Genomic DNA, 13,368 nt, shown 5'->3' with positions numbered 1-13,368 from the left:
CGCCGTACTGTGGCAATCCTGCGGCGTGGTTCCCCGGAACCCTCCGGGCCGCCTCGTCGTCTCGTTCCGCAGGAACGACAGGAGGTGCGGGCATGGAACGACGGACTTTCCTGGGGGGCGGCGCGGCGGCGCTCGCCGCGATCGCGACGACCGCGTGCAGCGGCAGGGGCGGGGTGACGGCCCGGGCGACGACGGCCCGGACCACCGCCACGGGGATGTCGGCGGTTTCCGGCACCCCCGCCGCGAGTACGGCGCCGAGAACCACCAGCCCCCCGGCCGCGACCGGCTGGGCAGCGCTCGCCCGCTCCCTGGACGGCACCCTGGTCCGCCCCGGCGACGCCTCCTGGACGACCGCCAGGCAGCTCTACAACACCCGCTTCGACAGCCTCAAGCCCGCCGCGGTCGCGTACGTGGCCCACGCCGAGGACGTGCGGACCGTCCTGTCCTACGCCCACGCCCACCACGTCCGCGTCGCCGTCCGCAACGGCGGCCACTCCTACGGAGGCTGGTCCTCCGGCGACGGCCGGCTGATCATCGACGTCTCCAGGCTCAGCCAGGTCCGGGCGAGCGGCTCCTCGGCGGTGATCGGCGCCGGCGCCAAGCTCATCGACATCTACCGCGCGCTCACCGCGAAGGGCGTGACGATCCCCGGCGGCTCCTGCCCGACCGTGGGCATATCCGGCCTGGTCCTCGGCGGCGGCCACGGAGTCGTCGCCCGCGCCTACGGCCTGACCTGCGACAGCCTGACCCGGGCCACCCTCATCACCGCGGACGGCAGGCAGCTGACCGCCGACGCCACCCATCACAAGGACCTGTTCTGGGCGCTGCGCGGCGCGGGCAACGGCAACTTCGGCGTCGTCACCGAACTGGGGTTCAGGACCCACCCCGCACCCCAGGCCGTGTCGGCGTACCTGAGATGGCCGTGGGCGAAGGCGGCGGCGGTCGTGAAGGCCTGGCAGGACTGGGGGCCCAGCCAGCCGGACGAGATCTGGTCGTCCCTGCACCTGGAGAACACGGCCGGCGGCACGCCCACCGTGTCCGTGGCCGCCTTCTCCCTGGGCACCTACGGCGCCTTGCAGAACGCGGTGGACCGCCTGGCCACGGCGATCGGCGCCCCGGCGTCGAGCGTGTCGCTCAGGCGCCACTCCTTCGAGCAGGCCATGGAGGCCTACGCCGGCTGCTCGTCCTTCCCGGTGGACGCCCAGTGCCACCTGCCCGGCACGACCCCCGGCCGCTCCCCGCAGGGCAGGCTCCGCCGCGAGACCTACGCGGCCCGCTCGGACTTCTTCGACCGCTCCCTGTCCTCGGCCGGCATCCAGACGCTGCTGGCCCAGCTGCGCTCGGTGCGGGGCGGCGCGGGAAGCATCGCGTTCACCGCGCTCGGCGGGGCGGTCAACCGGGTCTCCCCGACGGCGACGGCCTTCGTCCACCGCCGCTCACGCATGCTGGCCCAGTACGTCGCCTCCTGGCGCCCGGGCACCACCGGCGCGGCGGCCCAGTCCTGGCTGAACTCGGCGCACAACGCCATGCGGCCCTACGCCTCCGGCGCGGCCTACCAGAACTACAGCGACCCCACCCTCAGGAACTGGCGCACGGCCTACTACGGCGACGCGGCGGCCCGCCTGACCAAACTGAAGCACCAGTACGACCCGCAGGACTTCTTCTCGTACCCGCAGGGCCTGTGAGACCCGGCTGCGGACGGCCGTACCGCCGAGGTGCCGCGGTGGGCCCCGGGGCGCCCGGCTACGCCGCCAGGTCCCGCTCCTCCGACGACGCCCGCTCCTCGGAGGGGCGGTCGGAGAGCACCGCGTCGCCCGCACCGGCACCGGCACCCCGCGCACGCACCAGCCAGCCGCCCCACGCCGACCCCTCGACCGCCTTGAGCAGCGGCGTGAGCAGGGCCACGGCCAGGGGGGAGAGCAGCAGCGCGACAGCCGTACCCAGCGCGAACCCCCCGACCACGTCCGTCGGATAGTGCACGCCCATGTACACCCGGCAGAACCCCTCGAGCACCGCCAGCCCGATCCCCACCAGGCCGAAGCGCCGGTCGACGACGAACAGAGCGACCGCCATCGCCATGGTGATCGTCGCGTGATCGCTCACGAAGGAGTAGTCGGTCTTCCCCTGCACCAGGACATCCAGGCCCTGATGGTCCAGGAAGGGCCGGGGCCGCTGCACGAAACCCCTTATCGGCACGTTCACGAGCACCGCGAGACCGGCCGCCAGCGGCGCCCACACCAGCGCGGCGACGGCCGACGCCGCCCCCTCGCCGCCCCGGCGCCGCACGGACCACCAGCACCACGGCACGAGCAGCACCATGGCGAGCAGCAGCCCGTACTCACCGACGTACTCCATGACCCGGTCGAACCAGCGCGGCGCGTCCTTGGCCAGGCTGTTGATGTCGTAGAGCAGGTTGACGTCGGGGTTCGACCCGGATTCGGCGAGTCCAGCCATCCTGCTGAGGCCCCTTCGTCGTGTCGTCGCGGGCGCACCGGCGTGCGCCGCCCCTGCCCACCCCCGTGGTCGTGGATCCGCTTCCGCTGCACGCGCGTAGGGCACACACGCCACCGGTCGCACACTTGGCTACGTCAACACCAACGCACGACCCTGATGGATACGTTCCGCACTCCACCGAATGATCACGCAGACGTTATCGAAGAGAGACTCGTCGCCGCAGCTCAGGGAGTTGGCTCAGCGTCCGTTCACACCGTGGTGGGGAGCGCTTTCGCACCATCCTCGGTGACCCTGGTGGCCCCGAAGTAGTCGGGTGTGTCGATGGGATCGAAGCGGATCACGGCGCCCGGTCTCGGCGCGTCGATCATGTACCCGCCGCCGACGTAGATGCCGACGTGCCGGATGGCCCGCGAGTTGGTCGGATCGTCGGAGAAGAACACCAGATCCCCCGGAAGCAGTTCGTCCCGCTCGGGATGGGGACCGGCGTTGTACTGGTCGTTGGCGACCCGCGGCAGCGTGATCCCCACACTCTCGTAGGCGGCCTTGGTCAGCCCCGAGCAGTCGAACCGTCCGCCCTGCTCAGCGGTGCCGTTCCCGCCCCACAGATAGCGTGTGCCGAGCTTGCTCTGCGCGAAGGAGATGGCCACGGCGGCCTGTTTGGAGGGATCGACGCGGGCGACGGGGGCGGCGAAGCTCTTCTCCAGGGTCGTGATCGTCTTCACGTAGTTCCGGGTCTCCGCGTACGGTGGCACGCCGCCGTACTTGATCACCGCGTAGGCCCCGGCGTTGTAGGCGGCGAGCATGTTGTGGGTCACGTCGCCCGGCACGTCCTTGACGTACGACGCGAGTTCGCAGTCGTAGGACGCGGCCGACGGAATCGCGTCATCGGGGTTCCAGACGTCCGCCTTCCCGTCGCCGTCGCCGTCGATGCCGTGTGTGGCCCAGGTGCTCGGGATGAACTGCGCTATCCCCTGCGCCGCGGCGGGGCTCCTGGCGTTCGGGTTGAACCCGCTCTCCTGGTACAACTGTGCCGCCAGCAAAGCCGGGTTGATCGCGGGGCAGAGGTTGCCCCACCTCTGCACGAGGGACTGGTACGCGGCCGGCACGGCGCCCTTGGCGAGCCCCACGGCCCCGCCTCCCGCCCCGCCCGAGATGTTCCCCGCGACGACGTACACGCCGACGACGAGCAAGGCGACGAAGCTGAGCCCGGAGGCGACGGCGGCGGCCGCCACGATCCATGCCTTACGCACCGTCAACCGCCCCTCATCACACGGGAGTCCGCCGTCGACAGTGTAGAGGCGCCCGCCGCGCTTTTGAGGTGATCACACACGGGCGCAGGGCAGCACGGCGGCCGGCCGCCGTGCGACCCCGCCGGGAGCCCGGCGCGGATCAGGGACCGGCGGACGCGCCCTTGTAGAGTTCCGCCGCGCCGGTCCCGAAGACCACGCTGTACGAGGTGTCCGGCGTCGAGCCGCCCGCCTCGTGGCCGCCGAGCACGCCGACGACCTCCTGGTGACCGTTGATCCACGGGCTGCCGCTGGTGCCGCCGGTGAACTCCGGGCAGTCGATGCGCTGCTGGGTACCGCTGTGGACCTGCGGCCGGTTGGTGCAGCTGATGGGCACCTCACGGGAGTCCGGGTAGCCGGTGACGGTGACCGCGGTCGCCCCGGTCGACGCCCCGGTGACGAAGCGGTTGGCACCGACGACGTCCTCGACACCCTTGCCGCCCTGCCGGGCGAGCACGGCGAAGGCCACGTCGCTGTCCTCGTCCTGGCGCGCGGACCAGTCGTCGGGCAGGAAGCGCCGCCCGACCGTCCACACGCCGTAGGGCGCACGGCCGTCCCGGTACCCCGGCACGAACACCAGGGCGGAGTCCCCGCCCAGGCAGTGGGCGGCGGTGACGATGAGGTTCCGGTGGGGGCTGTGCACCACCGAGGCCGTGCAGAAGTGGTTGCCGGCGAGGTCGCCGGCCTTGTCCGCGCCGAACAGCGCCCCGACCCGCGCGCCCTGCGGGGTCTTCGACGTGACGGCGGTCACTCCGAGTGGTCCGGTCACACCGAGCGGTCCGGTCGCCCCGAGCCGGCCGGGCCCGTCGTGCGCGGCCGCGACGGAAGCGGAGGTCACGGCCAGCAGCACCAGCACGGCGAACAACGTCCGCGCACCGGCCCAGCGATGCCCTGGGCGTGCGCGATCAGCGGTGTTCTTGATACCTGTGGTGCGCTTCATCAGGCTCCACTGTGATGGACGAGGGTGAGAATCGGACCCCGACTTCCCTGAGATTCTCCTGTGAAACGCCCGTTCATCGTATGACCGGCCTCACACCCCCTCCCGACGTGTCCCTCACGACGCATCCCGCCCGACGGCCCGCTCGACGCCGGAGCCGGCGGACCTGCGAACGCGGTGCCACCGCGGAAAAGCGTGAGACCATCGGCCACGGGCGACCGCTCACCCGACTGGTCGTCAGAAACCGTACCGACACGCAAGAAACGTCAACGACGGAACCACACCACGGGTTGCGGTCGGACTTCATTGCCCGGCGTGACCTGCCGTGATACACAGAGTGACCATACGTACGAAACCCACCAGGCAATGCCGCCAAGTCGACATACGGCGGCGTCATTGTCGGCGAGAATGGGCCTGGCCTCTGCACGAGGGCAGGGGACGCGGAACTACCCAACAGGGGCGGTGACTTACATGCTCTTTGCGGCCGACAAGGGAGACATCAACACCATCATCGGCGGGATCGCTCCGAACTGGGGCCCCTTCGGCAGCCTGGGCAACGAGGCGAAGGTGATGATCGAGGTGGTGATGGCCGTGGCCATCCTGCTCTGCCTCGGCATCGCCGTCTGGGGCGCCGCCAAGCAGCGCATCGGCGCCACGGCCCTGCGCGACACGTTCAGCGCCGAGCAGGGCAAGGGCCTGATCATCGCCGGTCTGACGGGCGTGTTCATCATCGGCTCGCTCGGCACGCTCTTCACCATCGTGTACGGCATGGCCGTGTAACCGGCGCACACCCGCGCATGCCGCGCACGGTGCTCCGTGCGCACCGCCGGTCGGACCCTCCGGGCGCGCCCGGTGCCCCCGCTGCCCCTACCCACCCACCGTGCCCACCGGCTGAGGTTGCGTTTCCCTGATGTCGAGTCACCACACCGCGTCCACGCGGGAACCAGCACGGCTACCGTCGTACTTCCACGCATTCCGGTACGAGGTCGAGGGGGCGGAAGGGGCATGAGTCGCTCAGACGGGCGCGGGTACGGCGATTCGGCGCGCGCCGACGACGGGCCGTACGCGGGCGGGCAGACCCGCACCCGGCTCCCGGACCGGCCCGGCGACCCCTACGGCGGCGCGCGGCGCGGCGGCCGCTCGTCCTCGCGCAGCCTGATCACGGTGGTCGCCGTGGTCGTCCTCCTCATCGCCGCGATCGCCTTCGCGAACCGCTCGGGAGGCCGCTCCCCCGCCGCCGGCGGCAACGCCGACAAGCCGAAGGCGGCGGCGACCGCGGCGACCGGCAAGCAGCCGGTGCAGACGAAGACGGGCGGGATCCCCTCGGGGTTCGCACACGACGAACAGGGGGCGCAGAGCGCTGCCGCGAACTACGCCGTGGCCCTCGGCTCGACCGGCATGTTCAAGAAGGACACCCGGCACACCCTCCTGGACCTCCTCTACACCCCCGACGCGGCGGCCAGGCTCCAAGGACCCATGGACCAGGCCTATTCGGCGGACTTCCTCGACCGGCTGGGCCTGGACGCGGAAGGCAACCCGCCCGCCGGCAGCACGTTCGTCTCACGCGTGGTGCCGGTGGGCACCACCGTGAAGCAGTACAGCGACAGCGGCGCCGAGATCGCGGTCTGGTACATGGGACTGATCGGCATGTCCGCGGAGACCTCCACCGACCCGGTCACCTCGTCCTGGAAGACGTGGACGTTCGAACTCCAGTGGTCGAGAGGCGACTGGAAGATCGTCTCCGACTCCCAGAAGGACGGCCCCGCCCCGGTCCCCGGTGACGACAAGGCCGCCACCTCCGACGAGATCCGCAAGGCCATCGAAGAGTACGGAGGGTTCACGTATGCCCGGTAGCAAGCAGCGCCTGCTCGGGCTCACCGGAGCCGTGGCAGCCGTGCAGACGTCGGTCGTGCTGTTGGCCACCCGTGCCGTCGCCGCGCCCTCACCCAGCCCGACGCCCTCGCCGAGCGACAACAACTGCGACCTCATCGTCGGTCGGGCCAGGCAGTACTGCGAGCGTGGCAACAGCCCCAGCGGCGGCGGTTCCCGGGCCCCCGACCCCGTCTCCACCCTCGACCCCCTCTCCTCCCTCGCCAAGGGCTGTGCCGACGCCGCCTCCTGGACGGTCACCAAGCTCAGCAAGGCCGTGCAGGAGACCGCGAACGTCGACTTCACCAACCAGAAGTTCCTCCAGCAGTACGCGGTCGTGTTCGCCGCGTCGACCGTGCTCACGCTGCTGCTCTGGCTGCTGGCCGTGGCCAAGCGGGCCGTGCGCGGCGTGCCGCTGTCCACCGCCATCTCCGAAGCGGTCGGCTTCCTCTGGCTGACCGTGCTCGCCTCGGCCTTCACCCCGCTGATCCTCTACACGGTCGTCTCGGCCACCGACGGCGTCTCCGACGTCCTCGCCAAGGCGACCGGCGACCAGGCCGGCACCTTCTTCGGCACGTTCTCCGCCGCGCTCGCCAAGGGCGAGAACATCGGCGGCGGACCGATCATGCTGATCGTCGTCTCCCTGGTCTCCATCCTCGCCGCCGGCGTGCTCTGGCTGGAACTCGTCATCCGCGCCGCCCTGCTGTACGTCGGCGCCCTGCTCGGCACCGTCGTCTACGCCGGACTGGTCGACAAGAACCTGTGGGGGCACGTACGCCGCTGGGCCGGAATCATGATCGCGGTGATCCTGGTGAAGCCGGTCATCGTGATCGTGCTCGGGCTCGCCGGTGCGCTGTCCTCGGGCGACAACGGACCCGGCGCCTTCTCCGCGGTCGTCTCCGGCCTCGCGATCATCCTGCTGGCCATCTTCGCCAGCGCCATGATCTACCGGTTCGTCCCGGGCTTCGGCGACGAGATCGCGGCAGGCCGCAACAACCGCATCATGCAGGGCGCCGAGGGCAAGGCCGCCGCGGTCATCAGCTCCCCGGCCAGCCTGGTCGCACAGGGCATCAAGACCCACAGCACGCGGGCCGACAGCAATGGCGGTGGCGGCGGCCAGTCGTCCGCGCGCCCGGCCAACCCGGTCTCCGGCGGCGTCGCCGCGCACAGCGCGCGCGTCCCGGACGGCGGCGGATCCGTCCCCTCCGCCGCGCCCGCTCCCCGCGCGCCCAGCCCGGTGAACACCCCTCACGCCGGAAGCACCCGCAAGAGCAGTACCAACCGCACGGGAGGTGAAGGGCGTTGACGACCGATTCCCATGTGTCCCACACGGTCACGCCCCGCCGTACATATCTGATCGGCCGCGCCCGGCCGAACGCGATCGTCGGCCGCAACCGCGAGACCGGTGAGATCGTCCTGATCATCGCGGGCGCGTTCATCGGCATGATGTGCGGCCTGCTGGTCCCGGTGCTGCCCCTGCGCATCGTGCTGCTGACCGGGTTCCCGCTGCTGTCGCTGGCCGCGGTCTACGTGCCGTACCGGCACCGCACGTTCTACAAGTGGTTCGAGATCAACCGCAGTTACAAGCGCACCGTCAAGAGCGTCGCCGTCTACCGTTCGGGCGTGATGGAGGCCGGAACGGACCTGGACGGCCGGGAGGTCGAGATCGGGCCGCCGCCCGGCATCGGCCGGATCACCTGGCTCGCCGCGCCGTTCGGACCGGACGAGATCGCCGTACTGCTGCACGCCGACCGCAAGACGGTCACCGCCGCCATCGAGATCGAGGGCCCCGGCGTCGGCCTGCGCGACTCCGAGGACCAGGAGGCCCTCGTCGACCGCTTCGGCACCCTGCTCAAGCACGTGGCCAACGGCGACGGCTTCGTCACCCGCCTGCAGATGCTCGCCCGCACCCTCCCCGCCGACCCCGACGCCCACGCCAAGGACGTCACCGTACGCGGGGACGAGCGGGCGCCGCGGTGGCTCCAGGGGTCCTACGACCAACTGCAGTCCATGGTGTCCACCAGCAGCGAGCAGCACCGCGCCTACCTCGTCGCCTGCATGCACTACACCCGCGAACTCGCCGCCGAGGCCCACGCCATGGCCCGGGCCGCCCGGCCCCAGGCGGGCCGCAAACTGGACCGGGACGCCGGACTCGCGGTCGTCATGGCCCGCGAGCTGACCGACATCTGCTCCCGGCTCCAGGAAGCGGACATCCGCGTACGCCAGCCGCTCGGTCAGGGGCGGCTGGCCTCGCTGATCCACTCCATGTACGACCCGGACCACCCCATCGACCACATCCAGGCGATGACCAAGCGCAACGCCTGGCCGGCCGAACTGGACGCCATGGAGCCGACGTACCTCCAGGCCAAGACCCGCGAGTCGGCGACCCGCGAACCCTGGTGCCACGCCACCGCCTGGATCAAGGAGTGGCCGATGACCCCGGTCGGCGTGAACTTCCTCGCGCCCCTCCTCGTCCACACCCCGGACGTCATCCGCACCGTCGCCGTCACGATGGACCTCGAACCCACCGAGGTCGCCATCGAGCGCATGCTGACCGAGAAGACCAACGACGTCGCCGAGGCCAGCCGCGCCGCGAAGATGAACCGCACCGTGGACCCGCGCGACGTGGCCGCCCACAGCCGCCTCGACCAGCGCGGCGAGGACCTCGCCAGCGGCGCGGCCGGCGTCAACCTGGTCGGCTACATCACCGTGTCCTCCCGCTCCCCCGAGTCCCTGGCCCGCGACAAGCGGACGATCAGAGCCTCGGCCGGGAAGTCCTACCTGAAACTGGAGTGGTGCGACCGCGAGCACCACCGTGCCTTCGTGAACACGCTTCCGTTCGCCACCGGAATCCGACGGTAGGGGCTGATGCTCTGATGCGGGACCCTCTGACCGCACTCACGGACGCCTTCACATCCTTCCTGTTCGGGAAGGTGGAGACGACCCGGCTGCCGGTGAGAACGTCCACGGGCCAGGCCCAGGCGGTCTACCTGCCCACCGCCGCGCCCGGCCTGGGCGACTCGGGCGTCATCATCGGGCGCGAGGTGTACTCCGGGAAGGGCTACATCTACGACCCCTTCCAGCTGTACGGCCAGCAACTCCCCGCGCCGCACTGGCTGGTCCTCGGCGAGTCCGGCAACGGCAAGTCGGCGCTGGAGAAGACCTACGTCCTGCGCCAGCTCCGCTTCCGCGACCGCCAGGTCGTCGTGCTGGACGCCCAGGGCGAGGACGGGGTGGGCGAATGGAACCTCATCGCGGAGGAGCTGGGAATAACGCCGATCCGGCTGGACCCGATGGCGGCCCTGGACCACGGCATCCGGCTCAACCCCCTGGACCCGTCGATCACGACCACGGGCCAGCTGGCGCTGCTGCGGACCATCATCGAGGTCGCGATGGGCCACGGCCTGGACGAGCGCTCCGGCTTCGCGCTGAAGGTCGCCCACGCGTACGTCAACGAGACGATCGTGGAACGCCAGCCGGTGCTGTCGGACATCGTCGAACAACTCCGGCACCCCGAACCGGAGTCGGCCGAGGCGATGAACGTCGCCATAGACGACGTACGGGCCTGGGGCCTGGACGTGGCACTGGTCCTGGACCGCCTGGTCGACGGCGATCTGCGCGGCATGTTCGACGGCCCCACCACGGTCGGCATCGACCTGGACGCGCCCCTGATCGTCTTCGACCTGTCCCACATCGACCGCAACTCCATCGCCATGCCGATCCTGATGGCGATCGTCGGCGTGTGGCTGGAGCACACCTGGATCCGCCCCGACCGCAAGAAGCGCATCTTCCTGGTCGAGGAGGCCTGGCACATCATCAACAGCCCGTTCGTGGCCCAGCTGTTCCAGCGGCTGCTGAAGTTCGGCCGCCGGCTGGGTCTGTCGTTCGTGGCCGTCGTCCACCACCTGTCCGACGTGGTGGACGGAGCGGCGGCCAAGGAGGCCGCGGCGATCCTGAAGATGGCCTCCACCAGGACGATCTACGCCCAGAAGGCGGACGAGGCGAGGGCGACGGGACGGGTGCTCGGCCTGCCCAGATGGGCGGTCGAGATCATCCCGACCCTGACGCCCGGTATCGCGGTGTGGGACGTCAACGGCAATGTCCAGGTGGTCAAACACCTGGTCACCGAGACCGAACGGCCGCTGGTGTTCACCGACCGCGCCATGACGGAGTCCTCCAGCGACCGCCTCTCCGACGACACCCTGCGCGCCGCGGAGTCGGAGGCCGAGGAGCGGGCGGCGGCCTTCATGGGACAGCACATCGCCGACCTGGACGGCTCCTCGGAGTCGACGGTGGCCTAGAGGGGACGCACGCGTGAGACCGGACGACCGCGACCACGGACAGGGCCGCCAGGGCCGGCGGGACGGCCAGGGCGGCGTTCCCGACGGCCTGCTGGTCGGCGTCCTGGCCTTCCTGCTCGGCATGACCCTGCTGGTGTGGACGGCCACCGGACTCGCCGGTCTGTTCGCGAACGGCTCCTGGCCCTCCGGAGTCGCCTTCACCCGCACACCGGTGGCGATGCGCCACCTCGTCGCCGACCCGCACGACATTCCCGGCGCCTGGCCGGACACCGCGCCGGAGCGGCTGTCGGGGTACGGGCTGTTCTGGGGCCTGTTCATCGGCCAGTTGATGGTGCTGTTCGTGCTGACCGTGTTCGTGCTGGGCACGGTGGCCCGGTGGAGAGCCGGGAGAGCCCGCAGACGGGCGGAGAGAGCGGCGGCCCGGGAACGGGCGGCGGCGCCGGAACCCCAGGAGGTGCCTGCGCCGGTTCCCCAGGAGGTCCCCACCCAGCGGACGGCCCCGGAGCCCGGCCGGCCGCTCGTGGCCGCCCAGCAGCCCGCGGAGACCCCGCAGACCGTGGAAGCCCAGCAGCCGGTCGGGGAACCCCGGCCCGCGGACCGGCCGGCACCCGCGACGCCCCCCGCACAGCCCCTCGTCCCCTTCGCCGCCGGCAGCCATGGCGGACCGATCGGCGGACGGGAGAAGGTCCTGGTCGCACCGCGAGAGGCCCGGCAGGCGGCCGCGGCGCAGGCGATCCGGGACGCGGCAGGCCCGGCCCTCGTCATCACGTCGAACCCGGCCCTGTGGCAGGACACGAAGGACTCCCGGGCCAAGCTGGGCCCGGTCCTCCTCTACGACCCCGCCCACCTCTGCGACACCCCGGCCCGCCTCCACTGGTCCCCCACGGCGGGCTGCGAGGACAAGGCGACCGCGGCCGCCAGAGCCGCCGCGCTGCTCGCCCCGGTCCGCCCCACCGCCAAGGTCGACCAGGCGACCGGCGACACCGCGGAAACCCTTCTGCGCAGCTTCCTGCACGCCGCCGCCATAGACGGCCGCGCCGTCCGCCACGTCCACCGCTGGGCGCAGGGCACACAGGTCCAGGAGGCCGTGCGAATCCTCCGTACGAACCCCAAGGCCGCCGCCGGATCGGCCGGCGAGCTGGAGGCCTCGCTCACCTCGTACCCCGAACGGCGCGACCTCGCCCAGGAGTTGACCAGTCGCGCACTGGCCTCACTTTTCACGGTGAACATCCGTGAGGCCTGCACTCCAAACCGAACTGATGCCGTCGCCTTGGATTCCTTCGTGAACGAAGGGGGCACGCTTTATGTGGTCGGCGAATCCCTCGAGGATCCCCGGACCAACCCGGGTGCGATGCCCCTCCTGACGGCACTCGCCTCAAGCGTGGTCGAGCGCGGCCGGCGCATGGCCGAACGGTCATCCTCCGGTCGCCTCGACCCACCACTCACACTCGTCCTGGACGATGTGGCCGCCGTCGCCCCGCTGCCCCAGCTCCCGGGGCTGCTGGCCGACGGAGCCGACCAGGGGCTGCCCACGCTGGCCCTGCTCCGCTCCCGCGAGCAGGCACGCGCCCGCTGGCCGCACGACGAACTCCCGGCGTGACCAGGGCCCTCAGGGGCGTTCGAGGACGTACTCCAGCTCCGACTCCGCCGAACCGGCGGTCAGCGGCACGGTGACCCCGCTGGGCAGGAAGCCGATCCTGCGGTAGAAGCGCAGGGCCCGCCCGTTGTCCTCGTGCACGATCAGCCGCACCCGCTCCACGCCGGTGTCCCAGGCCCATTGCAGGGCCTCGTCGAACAGCACCTCGGTCAGCCCGCACCCGCGGTGCTCGGGCCGCACATAGACACCGACGACATGTCCCTGCCGCCGCTCGACCGGGAACCCGGCCCAGTCCGTCGTGCCGGCCTCCTCCACGAGCACGGTGACGGTTCCGGCCCACTCGCCGTCCGGCCCCTCCACGACGAACTGCCGGGCGTCGCCCGACCCCACGGCGGCCCCGGCCGTCCGCTCCTGCCAGAACGAGTCCGGCCTGGCCATGGCGTCGTCGTACGTCTCCAGAAAGGCGAGATGGGCCACCGGGTCCTGGAGCGCGAGAAGCCGCAGCGCCTTCGCGGCGGGCCACTCCTCGGTCCGCACGGCACGGACGACGTACTGCTCGGTGCTGCTGGGGCTGCTCATGGGGCCACGGTAATGCACCAAAACGAAAGGGCCCACACCTTTTCGGTGTGGGCCCTTTCGTTAAAATTTGTTCGGCGGCGTCCTACTCTCCCACAGGGTCCCCCCTGCAGTACCATCGGCGCTGTAAGGCTTAGCTTCCGGGTTCGGAATGTAACCGGGCGTTTCCCTCACGCTATGACCACCGAAACACTATGAAACAATCAACCGCACCACACACGTATGCGTGGGGTTGTTCGTGGTTTCAGAACCAACACAGTGGACGCGAGCAACTGAGGACAAGCCCTCGGCCTATTAGTACCGGTCACCTCCACACCTCACGGTGCTTCCAGATCCGGCCTATCAACC

General features: G+C 70.9%; 11 protein-coding genes and 1 rRNA gene. 7 read left to right on the top strand and 5 right to left on the bottom strand.

Annotated features, from left to right (window positions below; translation table 11 throughout):
• Positions 1-92: 92 nt before the first annotated feature.
• Positions 93-1,685, top strand: a complete 1,593-nt coding sequence (locus ACFY3J_RS10415) for an FAD-binding oxidoreductase (protein ID WP_384177436.1) — start codon at positions 93-95, stop codon at positions 1,683-1,685.
• Positions 1,686-1,743: 58 nt separating this feature from the next.
• Here the strand turns inward: ACFY3J_RS10415 and ACFY3J_RS10410 are convergent, their stop codons facing one another.
• From ACFY3J_RS10410 to ACFY3J_RS10400, 3 genes are all read right to left on the bottom strand, one after another.
• Entirely contained in the window at positions 1,744-2,454 is a 711-nt protein-coding gene (locus ACFY3J_RS10410; protein ID WP_390840710.1) for a phosphatase PAP2 family protein, read from the bottom strand.
• Between the two features lie 248 nt (positions 2,455-2,702).
• A complete protein-coding gene (locus ACFY3J_RS10405) occupies positions 2,703-3,710 on the bottom strand; it encodes an NlpC/P60 family protein (RefSeq protein WP_384177432.1) in 1,008 nt (335 codons plus the stop codon).
• Between the two features lie 133 nt (positions 3,711-3,843).
• Positions 3,844-4,680 carry a trypsin-like serine peptidase gene (locus ACFY3J_RS10400; RefSeq protein WP_384177430.1) on the bottom strand — a complete coding sequence of 279 codons (837 nt, stop codon included), beginning with the start codon at positions 4,678-4,680 and terminating at the stop codon, positions 3,844-3,846.
• A 468-nt stretch (positions 4,681-5,148) separates the two neighbouring features.
• Here ACFY3J_RS10400 and ACFY3J_RS10395 point away from each other — a divergent pair, with 468 nt between their 5' ends.
• The 6 genes from ACFY3J_RS10395 (at position 5,149) to ACFY3J_RS10370 (ending at position 12,447) form a co-directional block, all read left to right on the top strand.
• Positions 5,149-5,457 (top strand): hypothetical protein, encoded by a 309-nt coding sequence (locus ACFY3J_RS10395; protein ID WP_009189392.1) that lies wholly within the window; start codon positions 5,149-5,151, stop codon positions 5,455-5,457.
• 225 nt (positions 5,458-5,682) lie between these two features.
• Positions 5,683-6,531 carry a hypothetical protein gene (locus ACFY3J_RS10390; RefSeq protein WP_390840709.1) on the top strand — a complete coding sequence of 283 codons (849 nt, stop codon included), beginning with the start codon at positions 5,683-5,685 and terminating at the stop codon, positions 6,529-6,531.
• Positions 6,521-7,852: a hypothetical protein gene (locus ACFY3J_RS10385; RefSeq protein ID WP_390840708.1), complete on the top strand. Its 1,332-nt coding sequence runs from the start codon at positions 6,521-6,523 to the stop codon at positions 7,850-7,852. Before ACFY3J_RS10390 ends, ACFY3J_RS10385 begins: the two co-directional genes overlap by 11 nt.
• A complete protein-coding gene (locus tag ACFY3J_RS10380) occupies positions 7,849-9,408 on the top strand; it encodes an SCO6880 family protein (RefSeq protein WP_384177425.1) in 1,560 nt (519 codons plus the stop codon). Before ACFY3J_RS10385 ends, ACFY3J_RS10380 begins: the two co-directional genes overlap by 4 nt.
• A 14-nt stretch (positions 9,409-9,422) precedes the next feature.
• Positions 9,423-10,847 (top strand): ATP-binding protein, encoded by a 1,425-nt coding sequence (locus tag ACFY3J_RS10375; RefSeq protein ID WP_384177423.1) that lies wholly within the window; start codon positions 9,423-9,425, stop codon positions 10,845-10,847.
• A 13-nt stretch (positions 10,848-10,860) separates the two neighbouring features.
• Positions 10,861-12,447 carry a type VI secretion protein gene (locus tag ACFY3J_RS10370; RefSeq protein ID WP_384177421.1) on the top strand — a complete coding sequence of 529 codons (1,587 nt, stop codon included), beginning with the start codon at positions 10,861-10,863 and terminating at the stop codon, positions 12,445-12,447.
• A 9-nt stretch (positions 12,448-12,456) separates the two neighbouring features.
• On the opposite strand, the gene ACFY3J_RS10365 is transcribed toward ACFY3J_RS10370, so the two are convergent.
• Together ACFY3J_RS10365 and rrf are read right to left on the bottom strand one after the other, a co-directional pair.
• A complete protein-coding gene (locus ACFY3J_RS10365) occupies positions 12,457-13,023 on the bottom strand; it encodes a GNAT family N-acetyltransferase (protein WP_384177419.1) in 567 nt (188 codons plus the stop codon).
• A gap of 69 nt (positions 13,024-13,092) precedes the next feature.
• Positions 13,093-13,209: ribosomal RNA gene (gene rrf / locus ACFY3J_RS10360) — 5S ribosomal RNA — on the bottom strand.
• Between the last annotated feature and the right edge of the window lie 159 nt (positions 13,210-13,368).

Origin of the sequence: Streptomyces sp. NPDC001231, from assembly GCF_042896885.1 — a bacterium.
Taxonomy (GTDB): Bacteria; Actinomycetota; Actinomycetes; order Streptomycetales; family Streptomycetaceae; genus Streptomyces.
The sequence above is the reverse complement of the archived record's forward strand: the minus strand, read 5'-3'. Positions and strand labels throughout refer to the sequence as shown.

Excerpts from the sequence above, each read along its gene's own strand:
- ACFY3J_RS10365 (WP_384177419.1), bottom strand. The coding sequence starts at position 13,023 with ATGAGCAGCCCCAGCAGCACCGAGCAGTACGTCGTCCGTGCCGTGCGG.
- ACFY3J_RS10400 (WP_384177430.1), bottom strand. The coding sequence starts at position 4,680 with ATGAAGCGCACCACAGGTATCAAGAACACCGCTGATCGCGCACGCCCA.
- ACFY3J_RS10375 (WP_384177423.1), top strand. The coding sequence starts at position 9,423 with ATGCGGGACCCTCTGACCGCACTCACGGACGCCTTCACATCCTTCCTG.
- ACFY3J_RS10410 (WP_390840710.1), bottom strand. The coding sequence starts at position 2,454 with ATGGCTGGACTCGCCGAATCCGGGTCGAACCCCGACGTCAACCTGCTC.
- ACFY3J_RS10415 (WP_384177436.1), top strand. The coding sequence starts at position 93 with ATGGAACGACGGACTTTCCTGGGGGGCGGCGCGGCGGCGCTCGCCGCG.
- ACFY3J_RS10390 (WP_390840709.1), top strand. The coding sequence starts at position 5,683 with ATGAGTCGCTCAGACGGGCGCGGGTACGGCGATTCGGCGCGCGCCGAC.
- ACFY3J_RS10395 (WP_009189392.1), top strand. The coding sequence starts at position 5,149 with ATGCTCTTTGCGGCCGACAAGGGAGACATCAACACCATCATCGGCGGG.
- ACFY3J_RS10385 (WP_390840708.1), top strand. The coding sequence starts at position 6,521 with ATGCCCGGTAGCAAGCAGCGCCTGCTCGGGCTCACCGGAGCCGTGGCA.